This is a genomic window from Sphingobium sp. MI1205 (genome assembly GCF_001563285.1).
Lineage (GTDB): Bacteria > Pseudomonadota > Alphaproteobacteria > Sphingomonadales > Sphingomonadaceae > Sphingobium.
Genome location: NZ_CP005189.1, coordinates 254154 through 279291 on the forward strand (window position 1 = coordinate 254154; position 25138 = coordinate 279291).

The 25138-nt window shown below is 58.4% G+C and carries 17 protein-coding genes; 8 read left to right on the forward strand and 9 right to left on the reverse strand.

Annotated features, from left to right (window positions below):
• Positions 1 to 453: 453 nt before the first annotated feature.
• Positions 454 to 1614 carry an epoxide hydrolase family protein gene (locus tag K663_RS17715; protein ID WP_062121386.1) on the reverse strand — a complete coding sequence of 387 codons (1161 nt, stop codon included), beginning with the start codon at positions 1612 to 1614 and terminating at the stop codon, positions 454 to 456.
• Between the two features lie 315 nt (positions 1615 to 1929).
• Between K663_RS17715 and K663_RS17720 the strand changes: the two genes are divergently transcribed.
• The gene (locus tag K663_RS17720; protein WP_062121387.1) at positions 1930 to 2511 is read left to right on the forward strand and encodes a TetR/AcrR family transcriptional regulator; all 582 of its coding nucleotides are present in this window, start codon (positions 1930 to 1932) and stop codon (positions 2509 to 2511) included.
• Between the two features lie 304 nt (positions 2512 to 2815).
• Here K663_RS17720 and K663_RS17725 read toward each other — a convergent pair whose 3' ends face one another.
• Positions 2816 to 3925 (reverse strand): Gfo/Idh/MocA family protein, encoded by a 1110-nt coding sequence (locus tag K663_RS17725; protein WP_062121388.1) that lies wholly within the window; start codon positions 3923 to 3925, stop codon positions 2816 to 2818.
• A 181-nt stretch (positions 3926 to 4106) separates the two neighbouring features.
• Between K663_RS17725 and K663_RS17730 the strand changes: the two genes are divergently transcribed.
• Together K663_RS17730 and K663_RS17735 are read left to right on the forward strand one after the other, a co-directional pair.
• Positions 4107 to 4874, forward strand: a complete 768-nt coding sequence (locus tag K663_RS17730; protein ID WP_256382212.1) for an SDR family NAD(P)-dependent oxidoreductase — start codon at positions 4107 to 4109, stop codon at positions 4872 to 4874.
• Between the two features lie 164 nt (positions 4875 to 5038).
• Positions 5039 to 7429 carry a TonB-dependent receptor gene (locus K663_RS17735; protein ID WP_062121390.1) on the forward strand — a complete coding sequence of 797 codons (2391 nt, stop codon included), beginning with the start codon at positions 5039 to 5041 and terminating at the stop codon, positions 7427 to 7429.
• Positions 7430 to 8314: 885 nt separating this feature from the next.
• Here the strand turns inward: K663_RS17735 and K663_RS17740 are convergent.
• Positions 8315 to 8950: a TetR/AcrR family transcriptional regulator gene (locus tag K663_RS17740; protein WP_145902363.1), complete on the reverse strand. Its 636-nt coding sequence runs from the start codon at positions 8948 to 8950 to the stop codon at positions 8315 to 8317.
• A gap of 201 nt (positions 8951 to 9151) precedes the next feature.
• Between K663_RS17740 and K663_RS17745 the strand changes: the two genes are divergently transcribed.
• The 4 genes from K663_RS17745 to K663_RS17760 all read left to right on the forward strand — a co-directional run bounded on the left by K663_RS17745 (position 9152) and on the right by K663_RS17760 (position 15704).
• Entirely contained in the window at positions 9152 to 11416 is a 2265-nt protein-coding gene (locus K663_RS17745; protein ID WP_083536006.1) for a TonB-dependent receptor, read from the forward strand.
• A gap of 71 nt (positions 11417 to 11487) precedes the next feature.
• Positions 11488 to 12837 (forward strand): phosphotransferase family protein, encoded by a 1350-nt coding sequence (locus K663_RS17750; protein ID WP_062121393.1) that lies wholly within the window; start codon positions 11488 to 11490, stop codon positions 12835 to 12837.
• 2 nt (positions 12838 to 12839) lie between these two features.
• Positions 12840 to 13946: a TIGR03857 family LLM class F420-dependent oxidoreductase gene (locus K663_RS17755; protein WP_062121394.1), complete on the forward strand. Its 1107-nt coding sequence runs from the start codon at positions 12840 to 12842 to the stop codon at positions 13944 to 13946.
• Between the two features lie 489 nt (positions 13947 to 14435).
• Complete coding sequence (locus K663_RS17760) at positions 14436 to 15704, forward strand: metal-dependent hydrolase family protein (protein WP_062121395.1); 1269 nt, start codon at positions 14436 to 14438, stop codon at positions 15702 to 15704.
• A gap of 368 nt (positions 15705 to 16072) precedes the next feature.
• On the opposite strand, the gene K663_RS17765 is transcribed toward K663_RS17760, so the two are convergent.
• From K663_RS17765 to K663_RS17780, 4 genes are all read right to left on the reverse strand, one after another.
• Positions 16073 to 18442 (reverse strand): TonB-dependent receptor, encoded by a 2370-nt coding sequence (locus tag K663_RS17765; protein ID WP_083536007.1) that lies wholly within the window; start codon positions 18440 to 18442, stop codon positions 16073 to 16075.
• 47 nt (positions 18443 to 18489) lie between these two features.
• Positions 18490 to 19329: an oxidoreductase gene (locus K663_RS17770; protein ID WP_062121397.1), complete on the reverse strand. Its 840-nt coding sequence runs from the start codon at positions 19327 to 19329 to the stop codon at positions 18490 to 18492.
• Positions 19330 to 19339: 10 nt separating this feature from the next.
• Positions 19340 to 20434, reverse strand: coding sequence for a cytochrome P450 (locus tag K663_RS17775; RefSeq protein WP_158511217.1), 1095 nt, complete (start codon positions 20432 to 20434; stop codon positions 19340 to 19342).
• A gap of 132 nt (positions 20435 to 20566) precedes the next feature.
• A complete protein-coding gene (locus tag K663_RS17780; protein ID WP_062121399.1) occupies positions 20567 to 21013 on the reverse strand; it encodes a nuclear transport factor 2 family protein in 447 nt (148 codons plus the stop codon).
• 216 nt (positions 21014 to 21229) lie between these two features.
• Between K663_RS17780 and K663_RS17785 the strand changes: the two genes are divergently transcribed.
• Entirely contained in the window at positions 21230 to 22225 is a 996-nt protein-coding gene (locus K663_RS17785; RefSeq protein WP_062121400.1) for a helix-turn-helix transcriptional regulator, read from the forward strand.
• Positions 22226 to 22275: 50 nt separating this feature from the next.
• Here K663_RS17785 and K663_RS17790 read toward each other — a convergent pair whose 3' ends face one another.
• Both K663_RS17790 and K663_RS17795 read right to left on the reverse strand, forming a co-directional pair.
• Complete coding sequence (locus tag K663_RS17790; protein ID WP_062121401.1) at positions 22276 to 23253, reverse strand: flavin-containing monooxygenase; 978 nt, start codon at positions 23251 to 23253, stop codon at positions 22276 to 22278.
• A gap of 242 nt (positions 23254 to 23495) precedes the next feature.
• Positions 23496 to 24908: an aromatic ring-hydroxylating oxygenase subunit alpha gene (locus tag K663_RS17795; RefSeq protein ID WP_062121402.1), complete on the reverse strand. Its 1413-nt coding sequence runs from the start codon at positions 24906 to 24908 to the stop codon at positions 23496 to 23498.
• Positions 24909 to 25138 lie beyond the last annotated feature (230 nt).

Sequence of the window (25138 nt, forward strand, 5' to 3'; positions counted from 1 at the left end):
CTTTTGCCTGAGCATGCCGTGCCGCTTCGCGGGCTGCGAGGCGGCACGGGTCTGCTCTATTGATTGCTGGCCCCTCGCTATCGGTCTGGAGCGACTTTTTCACCTAAAAACGGCGTCTCTTGTCAAAGTTTCACGCCAAACTTGACGCCGATAAGGCGCCAATATTGTCTTGCTGGAACTGCTGAAGCACCGGAAGAACCTCCCCCAACATCAGATATCGCCACGGCCCATGGATCAGAGAAACGCCCGCGTAGCGCGATTTGAGACGTAACCATCGCCTAAGCACCGCAGTTATGCAACTTGTGCGACATCTTGCTCTGTCAATCGCCGTTGCCATAGCATTTACTGGTCCAGCACGCAGAAGCGGTCGCGAGCAATCCTCGCCCATGTCCGGACCCCGTTAAGCCAGCGAATTTCCATTATAGAATTTAGAGTCACACTACAGAGAATGTCTCAGGCATGCGCCCCGAAGAACTCGCCATATTCCCGCGCGAGGCGTGACGGCTCCTCATATGCCAAAAAATGCCCTCCCCGTGGCAGCAACTCCCACCGCATGAGATTGACCCGCTCGGCAACGAATGACTTCGGCAGGAGGACAAGTTCCTTTGGTGCGACCGCAACCGCCGTGGGTACAGTTATCAGGGGCAACTGATCGTGAAGTGGCAGCCAGTTCATTCCGATGCCATTGCCCGCGAACTGCTCCTTATATATACGAAGGGACGATCCAATTGTATTGGTGAGCCAGTATAGCGATGCGGTCGTGCACAGAAAATCCCGCTCCTCCTTATCTTCGACCTTCTCTCTTCGGTCAGCCCATGCGATCCGCCGCTCCCATATCCAGGCGGCAGTACCCACGGGAGAGTCCGCCAAGGCGTAGGCAAGCGTCTGTGGATCATTACTGTGCACCGCGACGTGACTGGTAATCATCGGAAGCGCTTTCGCATTGCGCGCGACCATCCATTGCTCATCTGACGCATAATCGCTGGGCGACAATTGCATGTGATTCACACCTGGCAGCGCCACAAGCGTGAGGTGCATCGCGCGCAGTTTATGCGCATGCGCATGTCCAAGTTCCGCTGTGATGAGTGATCCCCAATCCCCACCCGCGGCAGCAAAACGATCATAACCCAAGCCCTCCATCAGCTTTGCCCAAAGCCCTGCAATAGCGCGGACGTTGAGACCAGTGGTGGCAAGCGGCGCGGAGAATGCCACACCTGGGAGTGAAGGGACCACTATGTCGAACGCAGGACCATCGTGGCGATGGCTCAATTGATCGACGACCCCAAGCCAATCGTAGAAAGTCCACGGCCAGCCATGTGTCAAAAGAAGGGGAATCGCATCCTTCCGAGGACTGCGTACATGAATGAAGTGAACTGGCACGCCATCGATCTCTGTCCGATAATGCGGGTACTCATTCATCTTCTCTTCATGATCGCGCCAATCATACTGATTGATCCAGTGGTCCACGATGGTTTGCAGCCACTCCTCTCTCACGCCATATCGGCCATCCGTGTTTCCGAAATCTCCTGGCCAGGATGTCGATTCGAGACGGCGCTTCATCTCGTCCAGGCGGTCGTCCGAAATCCGGATGGCAAATGCTTCGGGTGACGTCATGCAACTCTCCAGGATTCTGTTTGCCGGCCAGCCTGTAATTACAGCCGACCCGGGCAAAGTGGAAGCATCGTGATCGCATGAGCAGGCAAACCCGGTGACTCTATTATCTTTCGTGGATGTAGCGTGGGGCGCGGACGTTCCCCTTTTCCTGCAGGGGAACGCCGAACATGCTAAAATTTCTACTTGTTCCAGCGCGGCCTGGCACGCATGTACCTTTCACGAGCGCGGAGAACCTCTGCGAGCTTTACCGCAGGCCCATGCGGCGGTGAAGAATGCCCCAGGCGGATAAAGCGCCGGACGGAACGGAGATTATGAATGGCAAGCGGCCTTGAACCTACTCCTGCAGGCCTGAAGGTCTGGGAGGCGGCAAGCAGCCTTTTTTACAGGCATGGCATCCGCGCCGTCGGAGTAGCCGAAATATCGGAACTCTCGGGCGTCGCCAAGACCAACCTTTACCGGAACTTCCGGTCCAAGGACGGACTTGTCATTGCCTATCTGGACGAACAGGCAAGAGCGGGTCGCCAAATATGCAAGGATGCGCTCACGTCCCACCCGGGCGATCCCAAAGCGCAGCTGCGTTATATCATCCGTGAAACGGCGAAGGCGATAGGGTCTCCAGGGTACCGAGGATGCCCACTCGCCAATGCCGCCATAGAGTTTCCTGACCGCGATCACCCAGTGCGGCAAAAAGTAGACGAGTTAAAAATCGCCTTCCTAGAAAATTTGAACAATATCGCCGCGCAGATGAACATAAGAAAGCCTTGCGAACTGGCCTATGCGATCATGATGTTGCTTGAGGGAGCGAGTTGTTCAGCCCAGATATTCTCTGCGGAGAAATCGGCTAACGCGGCCATCGAAGCCGCTGATCGGGTAATCCTTTCCTATGACCAAGGCTGACGCAAATAAGGAGAGATCGAAGCGATTCCGGGCGCATGACGGCGTAATAGCCATTTAGCTGGGCCAGTCTGTTACTCTTGGGCAGCCGGACCGGATCGTCCGGCTGCACCTCCTTCCTGCAGCAGCAGCCTTATCTCGATCCGGAGATAGTTCGTCTCGGCGTCGGGGCTTCACGCGAGCGATTGCGCAGCTCGGCGTCCAGCATCGTATGATGCGCCGATTCTGGCGGGTCCATCGGCACTTCGCGGACAATGCCGATCGCCACATTCTGCACAATGCAGCCATTCAGCACGCGACGAACGCCTCAGACATCCTTAACGCTTACGCTACGCCCTTCTCGCGCCGACAGTTCAATCGCCGCAATCAGTTCATGTGTGCGTACCGCATCCGAAAAGGTCGGGGCAGTGCTTTCACCCGTGCGCAGGTCATGAGCCATATGGGCATACATGATGGCCACATTGCGCGTGAACATGTCAAATTCCTGAGACGGCAGATATGACTGGGGAACCGGCAGATCGCGCAGCCCCTCATCACCTTCGGTCGCGCCCTTGACGGACAGGTCGACAAATTGCGCATGCCCTCCCATGCCAATGACCTGAATGTCGCCCTTTGTTCCGTTAATTTCCCATAACAGACCGGTCCCCCGAGGCATGCCGCCACGATAGTGGATGGACAAGGGCGCACCACTTTCCAACGTGGCAGCGACAAGCACCTGATCGGGTGCGGTCATCGGCACATCTTCGCCGGTATCAACCACATGAACTGTCTTCCGACGGGTGGCCAGGCGCGCGGACACATTGGCGACCGGGCCCAGCGTGTCTGCTATCGCGGCCATCGTGTGCCCGACAGGTATCGTCAGCATGTTCGCACCAGTCCTGACGTCCAGGGTATAGGCGTTAGGCTTCTCGATCATAGGCCCCCAGTTCATTCCAGTGCCGACCAGCGTGCTGGACAAGACTTCTCCCACGAAGCCCTGAGCAACCAGATCCGCGACATAGCGCATGGCCGGCGCGGCACGCGCCTGGGTGCCGGCTACGGCGAGTATGTTCTTCTCTCGCGCACGCTCGGCCATTTCCCGCGCTTCGGCCAAGCCATTGCCGATCGGCCATTCGCAATACACGGCCTTACCGGCACCGATCGCAGCGTTGACGACATCGAAATGGTTGGGAACCTTCACAGTGATGGCCACGATATCGACGTCGGGATCGTTGACGAGTTCGGCTACACTTGCAAAAGCCCGGCCCGCGCCGGTCGCTTCGACGGCGCGTTGCGCCGACTCCAGGCTGGTATTGGCGATGCCGACAATCCTGAAGTCTTCGGAAAGCGCTTGAATTGCCGGAATATGCGCTATCGCAGCCCAGCTTCTGCCAGCTTGAACGCCGACCAATCCTACGCCATAAACCTTGGTTGCCAACTCACTTCTCCCGATGACGAACCGTTCCTGTTCAAGGGAATGGCCAATTTCGAATGACCCCTAGATACGAGGTTGCATCGACACGTAACGATCGGTACGCTAGCTTCCTGATCTTCATTGGTCAATTTGGATCGGCGCAGCGACGCAAAGAACAATTACATGGGAGGATAGTTTGGAGCGCTTGGCAGGAAAAGTCGCGATAGTCACTGGAGCCGCATCAGGCATGGGCGCGGCGATCGCTCGTCGCTTTAGCGCCGAAGGTGCCCAAGTCATATTGACCGACATTCAAGAGGAACTTTGCAGTCAAGTTGCCGAATCTTGCGGCGGCTCTTTTCGGTTGCAGGATGTAGCCAATCCGGACTCCTGGAATGCGCTCTCGCAATTTGTGAGTGATCGGTTTGGCCGGCTTGATATCCTGGTCAACAATGCAGGCATCTTGTCTTATCAATCGATTGAGAACACCGACCTGGCCACCTGGAATCGGACCATGGGGGTCAACCTGACCGGGCCGATGCTGGGATGTCAGGCGGCCATTGCCCTTATGCGGCAGAATCCGGGTGAATATCAGGGTTCAATCATCAATATCGCCTCGACGGCTGCTTACGGCGCTATCCCCGATGACTTAGCCTACACTGCCAGCAAGAGCGCTGTCCGCATGCTGACGAAGTCAATCGCGGTATGGTGCGCCCGCGCCCGTCTGCCTATCCGCTGCAATTCGATACATCCTGGCGCTATCCAGACAGCCATCCACGATAAGCTGCTGGCCGAAAGCGAGGCGCCCGAGCTTCTGCTTGCGGCCTTTGCGGGTATGTCGCCGATGAGCCGCATGGGCGCTCCCGACGAGATCGCCGCAATGGCGACGTTCTTGGCGAGCGACGAGGCGAGCTTCGTGACGGGGGGCGAATATCTCGTTGATGGCGGCATGATGGCGGTTCATCCCGGCGTCTGAACGATCTGTGGCGTTGGGGCGCCAATCGCTCAGGAGAATAGTCTTGAGGCAAGGGAAGCAGAGCTTTTTCATCAATCTGATCCAATCGGGGATCTTAGCCCTGTCGAAATAACAGCAACAGCGACTCAAAAAATGAGCCGCACATATGGGAGGAAGATAGAAACATGAAGGTACAACGCACCCAAGCGCTGGTCGGAACGGCATTAAGCGCCGTGGCGGCCTGGAGCGCCTCGGCCATGGCGCAGCCTGCGCCCATCAACCCGAGTACGCCGGACAGCGGGAGCACCAGTTCAGCCGCTACGCAGGCCGCTGACCAGAGTCGTCCCGGTAGCGGAGGCCTGAGCGACATCGTCGTCACCGCTCAGCGCCGTGCGGAAAGCCTGATCAACGTGCCGCTTTCCATTCAAGCCGTGGACAGCAGTATGCTGCAGAAACAGGGCATTTCGAGAATTGAAGAACTGCAGAACGCCGTCGTAGGCCTTAACATGCAATATGGGTCGAATGGTTATCTGACGCCATTCCTACGCGGCGTAGGCAACCAAGTTGCCGGCAATTATGCTGAGAACAGCGTCGCCATCTATATCGATGATGTCCCGCGTCCCCGTTCCAGTTCATCGACCGAGTTGGCCAACATCGAACGTGTCGAAGTGCTGAAAGGTCCGCAGGGCGCACTTTACGGCCGCAACGCAACCGGTGGCGCGATCAATATCGTGACCAAAGAGCCGTCCGATAATTTTTCCGCCGTTGGACGCTTCACCTATGGCAACTTTAACGCCCTGGAAGCGCAGGGCTATGTCAATGTTCCGCTGTCGGACAATATCGCGGCCAATTTCACCTATGCTCACCGCGAGCGCGACGGTCTGGTCAAGGCGACGTCGCCTTATACCAGCAATCCGCTGAATCCGACGGCCGGTGATACACGTCAGATCAATCTCAATGGCGGCTTGATTTATCCGCGCAAGGGGCCGCAGGGTCGCCGTGACTATGAAGACAAGAACAGCGATATCTTCGATGCGAAGATCCGTCTCGAATTTGGCGACGTGAAGATCGTTCTGCGCGGCGATTATACTAATATCTACGATACGGGGACCACCGGTTGGATCAACACTCAACCGGAAGTGGTCGCTGCAACACTGAGCGCTATCACCGGCTTCAATTTCACTCCGGATGAAATTGTCACCGGTCGTCCCGGTCGGACGTCCACTCAGGATCAGCAGGCGTTCAAATGGGTTGAAGATTACGGCGGCTCGGCAAAAATCGAGGCGTCGATCAACAATGTCACAGTGACGTCGATCACATCCTATCGTGAGAACGCCCAAATCGGATCGACAGAAATCGACGCGACACCTATCCCTCTTGCTGGATTCACGGCTGATTTCAGCTCCAAAATCTTCAGTCAGGAACTGCGCGCGGTCTCGGACAACGACGGTCCGTTGAACTGGATCGTGGGCGGCAGCTATTTCCATGACAAGACGTTCGATCAGATTCAAGGCGAAGCGGGCACAATCCTCTTCCCCGGCGGCGCTACCGGCCTCACTAAGGCCCAAATCCTTGCCGGCGATTTCCCCCGCGCCACGCTTCCAAATCTATATTCGACGCTCAAGGCCAAGGCTTGGGCTGTGTTCGGCCAAGCAAGTTATAAGTTCGGCAATGCGGAAGTGATCGCTTCTGGTCGTTATGCGGAAGAGAAGCGTACGCTTGATTTCCCGGGCCAAATCAATACTGGCGGTGTAAGCTTTAGCGGTTCGCGCCGGGAACATGCATTCACCCCTTCAGTAACGCTGAACTACAACATTCCGAGTGGCGGCATCGTCTATGCTCGATGGGCCAAAGGTTTCAAGAGCGGCGGCCTGAACAACCTGCTCAATCCCGCTGCGCTGGTGAATGGAGCGCCAGTGGGGATCAACCAGTTCAAGCCCGAAAAGCTGACCAGCTACGAGGCAGGCTACAAGGCCGAACTGTTCGATCGCCGGCTGCGCGTTGTCGCGTCGGCTTATCACTATGACTACAAGAACATCCAGGTTGCGCGTACATTGAGCGCCGAGGCCACCTCGTTCGTGCTCAATGCCGACAAGGCCAAGGTATCCGGCGCGGAGCTTGAACTGACGGCTCGCGTAGCTCAAGGTATAACGCTGTCGACCAGCGGCGCCTACACACACGGTAATTACAAGGACTTCGTGGTCGCGGACGCGGTGAACTTCGATGCGAGCGGCAATCGCATGATTCAGGCGCCGCGCTGGCAGTTCAACTCAACGCTTGATGTCGAACAGCCGCTCAACAATGGCCTGGTCTTTGCTGGTTCGGGAACTGTTTCCTATCGCAGCAGCTTCTATTTCGACCCAGAAAATACCGCGGCGCTGCGTCAGAACGGGTTCGCCGTAGTGAATGGACGTATTGGTGTGCATACCGAGGATGACAGATACGGCGCATATCTGTTCGTGAAAAATCTGTTCGACAAGACCTATAAGGCCTTTGGCGGTCGTACCGCGTTCGGCACTTATGTGGCCTTTGGCGAGCGCCGGCTGTGGGGCGGCACGGTGGAAGCGAAGTTCTAATCCGCGAAACAGTCCGATGCGTTCTTTGGTGCCGTCCACCATTTGAGCGGTTAATGAGGTGCAGGTGGATCAGACAAGTCTGGTCCACCTGCACCAAACTCATGGAAGATCGGCAGCGTGGGTGCTTATTCCAAGACACGCAAATTTCTGCGCGCCGCTTTGAACGGCTTTTACTATTGCCTGTTTCCCCAGCGATCAGACCGAATGGACATGTCGGTCGCTGCCTCTGCCTACCAGTTGCCGCAGTGATAGCGGAAGCGCGCGCCCCTTTTCCCGATTGCAAGCAGGTCAGACCACCGTCGCTGTCAACCTCGGCATGTGTCTGGACTGACCTTGTTTAGAGCGTATTGCGAGTGTTCGCTGCTTGATCGACTTTGATGATGGCACATATTCTCGCATCAGTAGCCGGCACGCGCGCAATCCAGCGACAGATACGGCATTATAGGTGATGTCGAAAAAGGCGGGGTGGAATAGATCCTGAATCCTGCGGCAGCCGGCGCAATGGTCGCATACGTGGCTTGCATCGGCGGGGCGGACAATGCCGAGGAAAATGCCGCCAGTGCCCTAATGCCATGCGATAGAATGATCTGCCCCCACCAATCGGTCCATTCAGTGGGGGGCAGATCAATGTTTGCAACTGCCGCTGCACCTGTTGTGACCGGATCGGGAAACTCGTGCTCAGGTCGGCATAAAAGCCTGGAATCGTTTAGACATTCGGGAAGTAGTCGATCCAGCCCTCGTTTGCTGACGGAGATAATATCATCTGGCTCTGTCCCCGCCCCTCAAAGTCTATGGATCAAACCCAGCCATCTCAGCCCACGCAAATTATGGCGCCATCGAGTCAACAGCCACCTCCCCGGCAGATTCCATTTATAGATATGTGACCTAGAGCGAGTTCATACCCCATGTTTGCTCACGCATTGCGATATAGGCACGCGACACCAATCTTGCTTCATCAGCCATCTCAGAGGTGATCGCATCCCATCGTCTGACGCTTGTCGAATAGATCGCACTCATCAAAATACCCATTGTCCGAAAAGGGTCGGCTGTCGAAAACGCCTCAACGGGCCAGGCGGGCTGCATGAAGTCCCTGTACATCCGAGCACTCATCAGATCCCAGTCGCTCTCGATCACATGAAGTTCGAGCGCGCCGCTGCCGAACAGCGTTTTGCGAGCCGCGCCATTTCCGTTGAAATAACGGCTTGCCGCATCGACGCTGGCGTCAATCAACGCGTCCAGCGATTGGGGATCGGCCTTGGCGATTTCCGCGTGGATCCAATTCCATGATCGCGTGACGTGATCACGTGCGATGACCTGAAAAATTGCAAAAGGCGTTGGGAAGAAGTCGTATATCGTCGTGCGTGCGACCCCCGCCTCCTTCGCGACCATGATAATGGTAATGTCGCGTAATGCATGATGTTCCAAAAGCCGACTCGTTCCATCGACGATCTGTTCGACTTTGGCACGACTGTCATTGCGAAGGGGCCGTTTCCTCATCACTGCTCCGCCGTCGCTTCTCACTACGTTCTCCAGATGAACCTCTTTGATGCTCCCACCCAAAACTTACATCAGAGCGAAGCCGGATGTCCCATAGAGCATAACCGAACACAAAAAAACAGCCTTGCCAAACCGGTCTGGCGGATCCAAAGAACGACATCGACATATGTCGGAATCGGCTAGCGAAGCCGACGCGGGCCGCAACGACGGCAAAGGGAGAGACTGATGGCAATAAAGACCTGTTATTTGGGCGCAGTATCTACGCTTCCTATCGCTCTGCTGATCGCGGCCCCGGCCATGGCCCAGCAGAGTGCAGCGAGTCCGCAGGATGGCTCAACCTTGCAGGACATCGTGGTGACGGCGCAGAAGCGTTCTGAAAACCTGCAGTCCGTTCCTGTGGCGGTGACAGCGGTTTCTGGCAGCCTGCTTAGGTCCGCCAGCATCGACGCGGGCGCCGATATTCCCAAGCTCACACCCAACCTGACCGTCAATTCGGGCTCGGCCTTCTTTTCGCCCTATCTGCGCGGCGTCGGCACGCAATATGCCAATCTTGGCCTGGAATCCTCTGTCGCGACCTATTTTGACGACCTCTATATGTCGCGCCCGCAAGGCGCGCTCACCTCGTTCAATGACATCGCTCGCGTAGAGGTGTTGAAGGGGCCGCAAGGGTCGCTCTTTGGCCGCAACGCAGCGGGCGGCGCGCTGCGCATCATCACCAACGACCCTGTATATCAGTTCGAAGGAAATGTCGGCCTGACGACCGGCAGCTTCAACCGCCTCGGCGTGGACGGCGTTCTCAATGTTCCGCTTAGCGACAAGCTGGCCGTCCGCTTCGCCTATTTCCATGACGAGCGCGATGGCTATGTCCACAATATCAATCCGGCCCTGCCGCGCATGAACGACCGTAATATCGACATGATCCGCGGCAAGCTGTTGTTCCAGCCGACCGACCGCCTGACGATCAAGATTTCCGGTGACTATTCGGACAAGAATGACTTCGAGGGAGCGTCGTTCATCAATGTCGATGGGGCGCCGAGACAGACCGGCGTGGCGATTGGCGGAACGCCCAGCCCCGACTTTTACACCGCGACACAGGACCGGGTGAAACGCCTTCACATCAAGCAGGCCGGCGTTCAGGTGCGGGTCGACTATGAGTTCGATCCGTTCACCCTCTCGTCGATTTCCGGCTGGCGTTACAACAACCTGCGCGCGCCGGCCGACCTCGATACCGTCGACATTCCTTTCCAGCACGATGTGTTTCTGGAAAAAAGCGACAGCTATTCGCAGGAAATCCAAGCCGTATCCAACGGGACTGGCCCGTTCAAATGGACTGCTGGCCTCTATTATTTCCGCGAGGTGGGGGGCAACACGTTCCAGGTCTTCGGCCAGGCGGTCGATGGTCAATTCGGCGTGCCGTCCGGGCCACTGACCGGGGAAGTCAACACAGGGCCGCAGCTGAATGCCATTTCCCACCTGACGACGGACTCCTTCGCGCCCTATATGCAGGCGTCCTACGGCATCACCGACAGCCTCGAGATTTTGGTCGGCCTTCGCTATACTTGGGAAAAGAAGACGCTGGACAGCAACGAGGTCTTTGCGACGGGCCTTGGGCCTGATCCCTTGCCTTTGTCGAACGAAGCCGGGGCATCACGCAAGTTCAAGAAGTTCACACCCAAAATCGGCATCAGCTACAAGCCGGTCGACAGGGTCCTGCTCTATGCCAGTTATAGCCAGGGGTTCAAAAGTGGCGGGTTCAATACCCCGGCATTCACCATCGCCGATACGGTTGAGCCCGAAACACTCGACGATTTCGAAATCGGGTGGAAAACTCAGTTCAACAATGTGCGCTTCAACGGATCTGCCTTCTATTACAAATATAAGGACCTCCAGGTTCAGAGGACCGATCAGAACACTGGTGGTACAGCGGTCGAAAACGCCGCATCGGCTAAAATCTGGGGGATAGAAACGGACATCACTTGGGCCCCTTCGCGGCAGGTGGAATTGGGCGTCGGCGGTGGCTATCTGCACACACGCTACAAAAATTATCTGGGCGACGCCTATGTTGCCTGTGACGCGTTCCCGACGAACGCGCAGTGCATCACGCAGGGCGGGCTTGGCTATGGCATCCAGGCAGGCGTCGACTTCAGCGGCCAGGGCCTGCCTCAGGCACCCAAGATCAGCGGATATGTCCGGGGACAATTCGAACAGCCATTGTCCGATGCCCTGGGCACGCTCCGGTTGAACGCGCTGCTCAGCTATACGGACGAATTCTACTATAACCCCGAGCGTTCGTTGCGGGAGCCTGCGCGCACCTTGCTGAATGCGGGTCTGACCTGGGTTCTGCCAGGCGACAAATATTCGATAAGCGTCTTTGGGGACAATATTCTCGACCGCAAATACAGCATTTTGAAGGTGCGGCAGGGCACCGGCGGTTGGCGCATTCCCGGGCCGCCGGCGACGTGGGGCGTTCGTTTCCAGGCCAATTTCTAAATTGGCCGGGCGAGCGATGCGGCGATTGGGACCGATGAAAAAACATTCACACGGGAAGCATGACATAAGCAATGGCTGTTTTTACTGATCCGGATCTTCTTCTGCTCGGTCTCGCCCGAACTCTCCGCCAGCGGGTGCTGCCGAAGATTACGGATGAAAGCGCCTTGTTCGCTGCCGAAAAGTCAATCGAGATGATCGTCAACCTGATGCATCGGCGATCAACTGCGGCGCCATCGCTGGACCGGGCACAGCAGATGGCGTCAGAGATCCGCCAACTGACCGGCGGCGAGGGGGTGGGGCGCGATGCGTCAGGGCGCCTGCTCGACCTACTCCGCGAGGATTCGTGCTGGTATGAGGAGGACCAGGCGGGCCACAGGGCGCGGATCGAGGCCGAGAACGCGGTCCAGGACGAAGTGTTCGATGTCCCGACCGACGCCGCGTTGACCGCAATTCTGCGCAAATGGAGCGGGGACGACGCGGTAGAGGGGCGTTTGGTCGGGCGCGCCGTCGGCGGCTATTCCAAACAGACGCTGTTTGTCGACATGCTGCGCGGCGGTGCCGTGCAGCGGCAACTGGTCATGCGCCGGGACCTGCCGTTCGCCGCGGCTGATCGATCGTCCGTGACACTGGAATATCCGCTCCTGCGCAGTCTTTTCGATCAGGGCTATCCTGTGGCCGAACCTCTGCTGCTGGAGGCGGATCCGGCGATCTTGCAGACGCCCTTCCTCTTGAGCGAGCGCATGCCCGGCCGGTTGTACGGAAACTCACTCGGTCTGGGGGAAACGCCCGATTTCGATCCGGAGGCCATGTTGGGGCGCCTGCTCGCACATCTGCATTCGCTCGACTTTTCCGCCGCCGGCTTGGATGGCGCACCGGATTCGGCAACCAGCCTTACCGATCAGCAAGAGCGTATCGATCGCTGGATCGAGATATACCGCGCACATGTCGAGGTGCCGTCCGCCGCGCTGGAGATCGGCCTGGCATGGCTGCGCGCCAATGCGCATCTGGTCGCTGGCCGCAGCGCCATCGTCCATGGCGATGTCGGGTTCCACAATATCCTGATCGAGCATGGGCAGGCGACGGCGCTGGTGGATTGGGAACTGGCGCACATCGCCAATCCGGTTGAGGATCTTGCCTATGCATCATCCTATCTCGCGCGGCCCGACGCACTGATCGACCACTATGTGCGCAATGGCGGGACAGCGCCCACAGCCGGCGAACTGGCCTATTGCCGCGTCTTCGGTGACATTCGCAATTCCGTCTATGGCACGGTCACCATGGCGCAGTTCAACCGCGGCGATCATCACGACGTCTCCGTGCTGCCCATCGTGCTGTCATCCTATTGGACCTATGTGCCCAAGCTTGAGCGAGAGCTTGGTGAAATTATCGCCGCTCGCGGCTTTTACTGGTTGGAGAGTTGAATATGGATCGGTTCTTTCCGGAGCTGGGCTTCTACACTTTGCCTGGTCACGTCTTCGCCCCGACCCCGGTGTTCGAGGAAATGCGCGACGCAGATCGGCTGGGCCTCGGCTCGGTCTGGATTTCGGAACGGCTAAACACCAAGGATATCGGCGTTCTGACAGGGGCGTGCATCGCCCGGTCCGACCGCATGGCGGTGGCAAGCGGGCTCATCAACAATCTGCCGCTGCGCAATCCGATGGTCGTGGCGAGCTACGCGGCCACCGCGATGATGCTTTCGCAGAACCGCTTCACGCTGGGCATCGGACGCGGCACGGATTCGCTGGAGAAAGCAGTGGGCATTCCGCACGCCAGCGACCAGCTGGTGGAGGACTATGTCGACATTCTGCGTCGCCTGTGGCGCGGCGAGCGCTTGACCTATGAAGGGCCTGCCGGCAAGTTTGACGGCGCAACGCTCGGCATCGAACTGGAAACTCCGCCGCCGGTCATCATGGGTGCGGTCGGCTTCAAAAATTGCGAATGGGCGGGGCGTTTCTGCGACGGCGTGCTGTTCAACACCTTCTGGACCAAGGAAGCCACGGCAGAAGGCGTGCGCCGGATCCGGGCATCGGCGGAGGCGGCCGGGCGCGACCCATCGAAGATCAAGATCTGGGCCATTCTGGCCGCCGCATGCGAAGTGCCTGAAGATGTCGAGCTGTTCACGATCATTCGTCGGCTCAACACCTATCTGTTCTTCCCGCGCCAGTGGAAGGCGACAATGCGGATCAACAATTGGGATCCGGCCACGGCTGAAAAGCTGCAGGCGGCACTGGCCGAAATTGATGGCGAGCAGAAGTCCGGGACCATCGGCGATGAGAACACCTCGCGCGATCTCGACCAGATCCGGCGCATGCGCGATCTGTGGCCGCGTGAGTGGATCGATGGATCGACCGCCACCGGCAGTGCCGAACATTGCGCCCAGGCGGTTCAGGACCGGTTCGATGCCGGCGTCGACGGCGTCGCCTTCCACGCCAGCACGCCCGCCAATCTCGCCCCTCTGCTTGATCGCTGGGCCCAGATACGGGACCGGCAGCGCTTCGATGCCCAGTCTCCCAATCCAGGAATAGCATGAGCGGAAATTGACGGTCGAACGACCGGTCGTGTGAGAAGCCCCCGACGCGGACTACTGATCTCCCCGCCTTCCATGCTGGATAGGCGGTCCGTCCCCGATGTAGGTCCGCCAATCGTGCTGCTCATCATTCAGGATCCGCGCAACGGCCGGCGACCGCCAGCTTGATCCCTAACTACCGTAGACTCGGGGGCCAAGTGGGAAAGGCGATATGATCGGCCGGCGAGGCTAAACGGCTGATCATCACGTCGAAAGGTGTGGAAATGACGATCGTCAGGGGTGCGGTCGCATGGGGGCAGAACGTCGTGACAGAAGCGCGTGCTGGCAAGGTCGTCAATTCCTGACAATTCGGTTTATAAATCGTAAAGAATCAGTGAGGATTTAAATGTAAAAACCGGCAGCCGCGCTCTTCAAGAGAACGATGGTGATCGGTGGAGGGCGCCTGCAAACGGCTGCAGACGACGACGAGATGAAATGTGAGAGGAAGGAAGATTGCAAAAAATCTATCTTCGCAACGCAGTCCTGCTGGATGGCGAGAACCCCGCCACGCCTGATCGGACAGTCATTGTTGATGGTGATTGCATCGTCTTCGTCGGCCCATCGCACGCCGCCGCGCCACCGGAGGTCGGTGATCTGACGATCGACCTCGAAGGCCTGATCCTGATGCCCGGGATGGTTTCCGGGCATTTCCACACGACTTACCACAATCTCGGCGCCGAGCCAGGTTTCCCGCTGCTCGAACGGCCGCCGGCATTCACGGCCTACCGCGCCCTGTCCAATGCCCAGTTGGCGATGTCGTGGGGGTATACCAGCGTCGTGGGAGCAGGCTGCGTATATGATATCGACGCGTCGCTCAACAGCGCGATCGAAAAGGGCCTCGTTACTGGACCGCGCATGGTGCCCTGCGGACGCGACCTGCTGTCGTCCGCAGACCAGACCCTGCCATGGTGGATCGATGGCCGTACGGAGCCGGGCCTTGTGTTGTGCGACGGCCCGGATGGCGTTCGCCGAGCGACCCGAACGGCGATTCAGCGCGGCGCGCAGATCATTAAAATCTTCGTGAGTGGCGGACATGGTGCCGGCGAAAAGGGTGTGCGCAACTTCACGACCGACGAGATTCGCGCCTGCGTCGAGGCCGCGCACGATCGCGGTGCACGCATCCGCGCCCACGTCGTGGGTAAGCCCTTCATTCTCGAGTGTATTGCAGCGGGTGTGGACGTGCTCGACCATTGCGACGACATGGACGAAGAATGCATCGATGCCATGGTCAAGGCTGATGTATTCGTTCTGCCTAGTTTGAATCTGCCGACGCGCATGCTCGCGATGGGTCCGCAGTTTGGTTTCGACGCCGACGAGATCAAGCGTGATCTGCAGACCATGTTCGCCATCCTGCCGAAGGCGGCTAAGGCCGGGGTCCGCCTCTGCATCGGCGATGATTATGGCGCTGCCGGCATGCCGCATGGCGATTATGCGAGCGAGTTGGCCCTTTACGTCGACAATGCGGATGTTTCAGCACTCGAGGTTTTGAAATGGTCGACTAAAAATGGCGGGGCGCTGATGGGAACCGCTGACCTCGGAACCATCGCCGAGGGCAAGCGAGCCGATCTTCTCGTGATCGATGGCGATCCGAGCAAGAATATCGGTATCCTGGGTAATCGGCAGAATATTCGCGGAATCATCTCCCGAGGAAGGCTGATCAAGGATCCCCGTTCCGGTGAGTTGCCGCCAGGCTTTGTATGCTCCCAAGAGTCAATCGGATAGAGGCAGGCGTGCGCATCCCGCCCGGTCAATAACGATGGCGCTGGCACAAGGCGTCTCGAAAGCTTGGGAAGTAGAGGTCATGCAAGGCACAGACGCCGCGAAGACCGTGGACCTGTTGATCGTCGGAAGTGGGGCAAGCGCCGTCTGCGCAGCGCTGTGCCAAGCAGAGCGGCATGGTACCCCTCATCGTGGAGAAACTGAGTACGTTCGGAGGCACCACCGCCTATTCCGGTGGTGCGATGTGGATACCGGATAATCCGATCATGGAACGCGAGCACGTTCCCGATGGACCACTCAGCGGGGGGCAGATCACCGCTGATCGGCCCCCCGCGTTCGGCATCGTTGGCGTGTTTCAACATCGATGCGGCTCAGAATTCGAACTTTGCCTCCACCTGAAACGTTCTCGGTTCGGCTGGAAGTGCCGTGTTCAGGGTCAGCACGCTGCCGACCGGCAGGCCGCCGGTATAGTAGGTGCGGTCGAACGCATTGCGCAGCAGCGCAGAAATCGTCGCCCCGCTGCCCCTGACATGCTCCCACGCCAATCGGAAGTTGGCTATGGCATAGCCGGGGAGCGCAGTACCCGGATTGATCGTGTCGTTGAGCGAACTGAAGTAAAATTTGCTTTGGGCATAGACATCGCCGTGCAGTAGGATCGCCTCATTATCCGCGCCGACCGGCATCCGGATATCCGCGAAGGCGGATCCTGCCCATTTTGGCGTGTCGGCGAACGGGCCGTAGCGCGTTGTCACACCGAACAATGTCGATTCGTTATCAGTGAATTTGGCGTCAGTATAGGTGAGGCTACCGCCAATGGTCAGCCAGCTGGCAGGCGCAATCTGACCGTCCAGTTCAACGCCGCGGATCCGCGCCTTGGGGATGTTGATCGTCAGCGCCGCCAGCCCGCCGCCGATCTGCGGAATGCCGACATAGACTGTCCGCTGCACATCCTTGACCCAACTGTTGTAAGCGGCGAGCGAAAAACGCGTCGGCATGCCGCCGATACTGCCCTGATATTTGAGACCCAACTCCAAATCCGTCGCGATTTCCGGGCGGAATGCCGCCCCGCCGACGGACGCGTCACCGGGGAACGGGGGCGCGGCCCCGTTAAAGCCGCCGCTACGGAAGCTGCGGCGTGTCACAGCGTACAAGAGCAGGCCGCTATTCACCTGATCCTGAATCCCAAACTGCCAGCTCATCTTATCGAAAGCGCGCGATAGCAGGGCTTGTGCCTCCGGGAACTGCAGCTGGAAATTATAATAGACCGACGTCGGCAGCTGCGACACCTCGATCTTCTCATGCGTGTAGCGCAAGCCAGCGTTGACCTTCAGACCGCCGATCCCGGTCATGTCCGAAAGATCATAGGTTCCATGACCATAGACAGCCCATGATTCCGTCCGGCGGCGCTGGTCATTATGCTGACGCGCCCGTGGAAGGAGCGGCTCCAGCCCAACGAAAGTCGCGTCGGACAAGGTATCGTTCTTATCCTTGGAATAAAAAACCCCCGCGACATAATCGAGGCGCTTCTCAAATGCCTTGCCTACGATCTGCAATTCGTCGGAAACAGACCAGCTGTCGAGTATCCGTCCCGTTGCCCCCGACTCTTCGATACCAAATGGCGTGCCGTCCAGTTCCAGAATATCCTGGCTGTGGATGTCAACATAGCCGAAAATGTTGCGTAACTGCGTATCTTCGGCAATCTCCAAAGAGGTTGTATTGGTTAGGATATGGCTTTTGAAATCGTGGCGGGGATCAACTGGCGTGTTAACCTTGAATGGCCCTCTCGCCTTCTGGACATCCGCATAAGAAAATAGCCCGCCGGGATCGACCCGGGGATTGGCGGCGACATAGGTTGCCCAGGCACCTGCGCCGAACAAAGAGTCGAGCGCCGGTGTAAAGAGTATGTTCGCGGGAATGGGCGCATTGATGAAGCCAACGGGATAGACGCCGTACAGGACGGGGATGGTGTTCGTCCCGCCGTCATCCTCGTAATTGTATACGGTCGTGTTGCTGAGACCCTCCACCGGTCGGAGGGTCAGGCTAAACCGCGCCGCCGTCCGCTTGATCTTGCCGATGTCCCGGCCGTCGAACACGTCCTTCTGATACCCGTCGCGCCGCTGATGGAATGCCGACAGGCGAAGGAGTATCTTGTCCTCCACCAACGGGACATTGATCGCCCCTTCGATGCTGCGAAGGTCATAATTTCCCAGCTTGCCGCTGACGAAGCCTTCGAACTGGTTCGACGGTGCCGCCGAGGTAATCAGCACAGCGCCGCCGGTGGCATTGCGACCGAACAGGGTTCCTTGAGGACCTTTCAACACCTGGATGGACTGGAGATCGAAGAATGCCGTCGATCCTTCGCTACTCACTGGCACCTCATTGAAATAAGGCAGCACAGCCGGCCGGGAATCTGAGAAGGCGTCGATCGACTGGCCGCGGATCGCGTAATTCAACTGGTTTGAGTTCTGCGTTGCGCGCACCGTCAGGCCCGCTACCGACGACTGCAAATCGCTTTCGGAGACGATGCCGCGTTCAGACAAGGCCGATGCGCTCAGGACTGAAACAGCAACCGGCGTCCTCTCCAGTGACTCGTTGCGGCGCTGCGCAGTGACGATGATCTCTTCAAATTGGCCGGGCGTGGCGCCGTCCTGCTGCCCCCATGCCATCTGCGGAATGGTTGCCACGAATATCGAGAGGGCTGACGCCCCGATCCATCGCAACCCTGAATTGTGCCTGAGCATCCTGTCTCTCCCCGTTTAACGTGTTTTTCTTAGTCCAGCCTATTGGGTCACTCTGTGAAGGTCGACGTCGACCGCGACAGTTCCTCCAGCGCCCGGGCATTGCTGCCTAGACTTGCGGCCTTCGCCAGGATGACCTCTACCGCGTCTCCACCGGCGGCGAACCGCAGCGGCGGCTCGTCGCTTGCCGCAAACTGCAAAATGATTTGGGCGAGGCGGTCAGGGTCTCCCGGCTGATTGCCGTCATTTCGGGCATAGAATTCACGATGTGCGGCATTGATGTCGGCATAATCCGCAAGGGCATCTGTCGGAAATCTTAGCGACTTACCGCTCATGAAGTCAGTGCGGAAAAAGCCGGGTTCTATGATCGTGACCGAAATGCCGAATGGCTGCACTTCACCGGCAAGCGCCTCAGAAAAGCCTTCGACCGCATGCTTGCTAGCGCAATATATGGATCCGCCCGGCCCGCCGGCGATGCCGGCGATGGAACTGATATTGACGACATAGCCGCTGCGCTGTGCGCGCATTATAGGCAGCACGGCCCGGCACATCCGGAAAACCCCGAATGTGTTCGTCTCAAATTGCTGTTCGATGTCCTGTTCGGAAAACTCCTCGAAAATGCCGAGATGGCCATAGCCTGCATTGTTCACAAGCACGTCGATCCGGCCAAAGCGTTCCATCGCAGCGCCAACCGCGGCGGTGGCTTGGTCGCTCCGGGTAACGTCGAGCTGTACGAAGTGCAGCCTTTCGTTTTCGGCGCCCAAGGCCGCCTTCAAAGTCGCGACATCCCGGGCGGTCGCAACGACCTGCTCGCCTGCTGCGTATGCGGCGCGCGCGATGGACGCTCCGATCCCCCGCGCTGCGCCAGTGATAAACCATGTCTTGGTCATGCGCGCCTCCTCAATCCTTCCACGCCAGGTGCAGGCTTTCAATCGTGTTGATCAGGCCGGTTGATCGCTCGATCTTGTCGTTGGCAAGCCGGAACTGCGGAATACGGGCGAACCATTCCTCCAGGAATATTCGCAGTTCGAGCCGGGCGAGTGGCGCACCCGCACAGAAATGACGCCCTTGGCCGAAGGTGTTGTGCTTAATTCCCGTCCGCTCCAGATCGATGGCCATCGGGCACGCATTCGCTTTGGGATCCAGGCCCGATGTGCCGTTGCAGATGTGGACCATCTCGCCGACGCGGATCTGCGCTCCCTCGAACGCCGTGTCCTGGCGAACGATCCTCTGCTGGTTCACAAGGCCGCGAAAACGGAGCAGCTCCTCCACTGCATTCGCCAAATTAACCTCGCGCCGTGCGATCATCGTCTGCAGATCGGGCCTTGAAGCCAGCACGAGCGCGATATGCGCCAGCGCATTCTTGACGGTGTCCAGGCCGCCGAAGAAAATAGTGATGGCCATCGGCAGTACGACATCATCGCGGGGGAGGAGCTGGTCGCCAAGCCGCATCTGCAGCAGTTCGCTCACCCAGTCGTCGTGGTGCCCATCAATGGCGCGATCGAGTATGGCACGCATGAAGCTCGCAATGCGATCAAGCGCGGCCAGGCGAGCCTCCGCGGTCTTGCCCGAATTATGTTCCTGCACCCAACCGGCGAGTTCTTCGTAGCGGTCGGAGGGGATGCCCATGCGATTGAGGAAAATCAGTACTGGCAAAGGAAGCGCGAACTGCGAAACGAACTCGCAGCGGCCTTTATCGATGAACTCATCAATCAGGCTATTGCACAGCGCCCGCACATCCTCTTCCATTGCCGCCAGCCGCGCGGGCGTGAACAGCGTGTCGACAAGACGACGGTAGGCCGCATGTTCGGGCGGATCGAGCTGAGACGGAATGAACGCCTTGCGCGCCGGCATGACGGGCGGCTTGGGAATACCCAGATTGTCGTTCCCGAAAACGCGGAAGTCGCGATAAACCTTTGAGACTGTCTGATATCCACACGCCACCCAATGGCCGCCGTTGCGCGGCGTCCAGAAAAAAGAAGGCGCATCGCGCAACAGTTCGACATAGCGAGCATGAGGGTCGGTTAGCAAACCCATGTCATTGTAGATGTCAAAGTCGCGGACCAGCGCAGGATCGACGTGCGGCGGCACAGGGGCAAGGTCGGAAAGCGTCATTCGGTCCGACCCTTATTTGAATTCGGGCGGGATGATTGTCGGTGCTGTCCGGATGGAGCTGAACAGCCAGCGGCCATCGACCTTCCGATACTGGTCGAAAGCATAATAGCTCAGCCAGACGGGGCGATCGCTGCCCTGAAATACCAGCGGGAAGATACCGGCCCAACGACCGCTTGCCTCGTTCCCCGCGACCTTCAAAATAGGGTTTGTCATGATATGCATGACGCGCGCAAAAGGCGCCGCGCCTGTCACCAGTTGTTCGCGGATGGCGGCATGACCCTGCACGGCAGCACCACCTACCTCGAACCGCGCATCCTGAGTGAAGAGTGCCACCATTTCGTCGGCCCGCAACTCACCATCGACGATATCGCCGAGATGCGAAAATTCGTAACGCAGTTCCTTTATCGCCTCGCGTGCTAGCAGTTCGGCGACCTGCCCCTCTTGCCCTTCTGCGGACATCTGCCTCTCCCGTTCAGACGCACTTTGTGCTGGTGCGTTTCGCTAATGTTCGCAGTGTAGATGATGGTCGTGGCGGCGGAAGCCGCACGGGGTGGCAAAATGCGCCGGGCAAGGGGGCAAAATGCGCCGGGCAGGGGGCAAAATGCGCCATCAGCGTGATTTTCATTTGGTCTCGCCAGCAAAGCGCGTACCTTGGATGAGAGGAGAGATAGCAGCATGCACACGGCAAAAGTCGAAGCATTGCTGTTCGCCGCGTCGGTGCCGGTAGAGCGGCTGAACAGCTTACGGGGATACCCGTTTCCGCAGATTGCCTATTCGCCCCCGGGTTCGAATGCGGCTGATCTGAATCAGACCACGGAACGGCTGGAGGAGCTTGCCCGACGCCGGTCGGGCAGCCTGGGCTGGCAATTGGGCCTGCTCTGGAACTTCAATGCCCTGCGGCTTATCGGTTACTGCCTTTTGCGTAGCCGGACCTATGGCGAATATACGGACCGCTACATCAATTACATGGATTTCATGGAGCATCCGTTGGCCTTCGTGTCATCAGTGGACAGCGAAGGCTGGCATCTAACCATGACGCCCCGCCGCGCGGGCATGTCGGCAACAGTGGAGCGCTTCTGCGTCGAGGAAGCGTCGGCCAGCGTCTTTCCCATTGCTGAAATTCTGACTGGTCACCGTCTCTCGCGGCCCACTATCACGCTGCGGACCTTCGATGCGGAACGGGACCGTATTGGCCAACAGCTTCTGGATGCCGACATCGTGTCCAGCGGCGCAACCATCAACCGCATGACGATGCGCCTGATCGATCGGATGCGTCCATTGCGGCTTGATCGCAAGACGCTGCTCACCTTTTGTGAAATCAATTGCGGCATGCTCTTGCCAGAGTTTGCCGATGGCCCTCCTCTGCTCCAGGCCGTGCGGCAGGAGTTGCTGCTTTCATGTGGCAAGCCGCCAAAGGTCGGCGACGTCGCCCTATCCCTCGGCCTCTCAAAGCGTACCCTGAACCGCAAACTCGCGGAATTCGGCTTGAGCTATATCAGCCTGGTCGACCGCTATCGCATGAATCTGGCGATGGCGCTTCTGCTTCATGAAAAGACGACGGCCAAGGATGTCGCCTACATGTGCAGCTTTGACAGCGCACGGGGCCTGCGGCGGGCGTTCGCCAAATGGACCGGTCAAACAATCTCGCAATGGAGCGCGGGCCAGCGATAGCGAACCGGCCGACGCCCCGTCTCCCCGCTCGCCCATCCCCCAGCGCCGGATCAATCCAGACTGCCACCTGCTGGTTCGATCAGGAAATCTTCATCGCGCATGTTCGTGAACGCTGCCCGCACCTCTGCGGAAGACCAGGGCGACTGCACCGCCGATCGGCCAGGCTGGGTGATATAATAGGATGCATGCGTGGTGCGCGGGTTGACTGATACAATGTGCTGCAATCGTTCGACCAGCCGCTCGTTGAAAGCATGATAGGCGCTTTCCTTGACCTCGAACGCGTCCCAGTCATTTTCAATGATGCGCTTAATGGTACGCAGGATGAAGCCCAGGGCCCATTCGCCATATTGCACTGGGCCAGGGTTACGAGGATTAGCATTGGGACCATAGAGGATGAAGAGATTTGGCATGTGTGGCACCATCACCCCCCAGTAGGCCTGCGGGCCGGTTTCCGCCCATAGGTCCGCGATGCGGACGCCGTCGCGGCCGATGATTTCGATCTCCGAGAAATAATCATTGGGATTGAAACCGGTCGCCATCACCACAAGATCGAGAGGATGGCTGCGGCCATCGGCGGTGACTATCCCCTCGGGTGTGAAGCGTTCGATCCTGTCGGTGACCAGTTCAACATTGTCACGCAGCAGCGCGTCGAACCAGCCATTGTCCAGCACCGGCCGGTTGGCGAAAATTGGATAGTCGGGGATGCTCTTGGCGATGAGGTCAGGCCTACCCTTCAGCTTGTTTTCAAGATGGGCCAGCGCCATCTGCCGGGCGGCCTGGTTTTCGGCGTTGACGGACAGGGGATCGGGCCAGTCGGGGTCGACATCGAATATGCTGAAAAGCTTGTGGTCGCCCAAAATCCAGCCCATCACGAAGCGCGACCAGTTGGTGTAGTAGGGCACGTTCGCATCCAGCCAGAGCGCCTCATCCGGCAGCCGGTCGCGATAGCCTAGCGTCGGCACGACCCATGCGGAGGAGCGCTGAAATATTTTGAGATGCTCTACCAGCGGGGCCAGGTCAGGCGCCATCTGAAGCCGCTTGCCCCAGTACCAACTATTCCATCGTGCTTGGCAGAGCCGATGGCTCGGAGCGACTCGTTTAGTCGGCGATCAGCGCATTCAAGGAAGAGGCGTAACAGGCTTATGGCTGACCGGGTCGCCTTTAGCGAGGATGAGGAGCGCGACCATCTACCGCCGGGGCAGTTGGCCGCGGGCCAAAAATTGCCAACGAGCGCCGGTGCGGCAGTCGATACTAGCGCTCGTTGGCACGCTTATTTCGATGCCTGGCCTTGGCTGATTTTGCGATCGATCATGTCATGGAAGGCAAGTATGCGGCTTTCCTGATATAGGCCGAAGGTGGCTTCGAAATGGGGATCGAGCGTCGACTGCAAACCCATCTGGACCATGGGACTGTTCGTGAAGTCCTGATCGAATATAGTCGCCATGATCCCCATCTCCGGCACGCTTGCAATCGGCGTGTCAAAGTCGATGTCCACCAGTTCCGCGGACTTGGGGCGTGGCCCGGCCGCAGGTATAGGAAGGGTCAGACGAACCTCCATGACACATTCGTCAGGATTATCGCCATGCGGCATGAACTGATAGGCAAGCGGCAAGCCCTCTCCCCACCAGGGCCAGAAGTTCGGGAACATGAAATATTGCGTCGCATCAAGCATATAGCTGTCGGAGCAGGCTGAATAATCAATTCCGAACATGCTGCCCAGAGTCTGCCGCCGCCATTCTGCAACCTGCGCACGACCATCCTGATCCGGATCGATCGAGCAACGTTCAATGCCAGGAAAGGGCAGGGCAAAGGTCGTCATGGCATCTTCGGCCGCGCGCAGGCCCGACGCCTCTTCGCCCAAATGCCCGCTCGGGATCGCCGATGGGGTGATCAAGCGGCTGACCTGAGACTTGCCGTCGTCCCAAACATCATATTTTGTCTGTGTGTCGCCGTTGTAGCTCATGATCTGGGAGTGGGTGGCGATTGTGTGATATGCCTCGAAAAATGCCTCTTGCACCTGCTTCCAGTTGCCGCGCACCTTTTTGCGAAATCCCACGGCCGTGTATCGTTCAGCCGACTCGCGCGGCCCGAAATGATCGGGCAGGACACCGAGCGCCTCCTCCAGCGGCCCGGCCTCATGATCCGGATTGATGAAAATCCACCCTCCCCAGGTGCCGATCTTCGCTTCCGGCAGGCGGTAGGCGTCATTCTGCACGTCCGGAAAGTCCCAGCGGCTCGGGATTTCCTTCAGAGATCCATCAAGATTCCATTCCCAGCCATGAAAGGGGCATTTGATGGCTTCACCCCCCGCGAAGCCGTGGCACAGGCGAGTGCCGCGATGGAGGCACGCGTTCTGCAGCGCCTTATAGCTTTCGGGCCCCGAACGGATGATAATGTAGGAAAGCTTGCCCACATCGTAGGACTTGCGATCGCCGATCTCCGGGAAATCCTCCTCCCGAGCTACCGCCTGCCAGGATTTCTTCCAAACATGTTCCATTTCCAGTTCGGCGAACTCAGCACTGAAATAGCGGCTGAAGGGAATCTTGCGCGAGTCTGGCACATAGTTGCCGTCGGCCTTCAATGCCGGTTCCAGTGGCCTCGTATCGCTGGCAAAAAGCTCGGGGAGCAGCGGTCCGGGGGTGGTCGCAAATCCTTCTAGCTTATGGCTGGGAATGGTAATCACTCAATTCTCTCCTGCTTGACCAACATATTCTCTACTGTTTGCTCTATTGACGCAGAACGCCTCAGCGGACCGTGAAGGGCGCCCCCTCTGCAGCCTCTATCCGTTGCGTGTCCATATTTCAGAAGACAATAAGCGAACTCCTGTCATTTATGAAGATGGAGCAGCAACCCAGCCAAGATGCGCGAGGCGCGCACGTCGGACTGCGTAGCCGTGCGCGCGTCTGGCCGCCG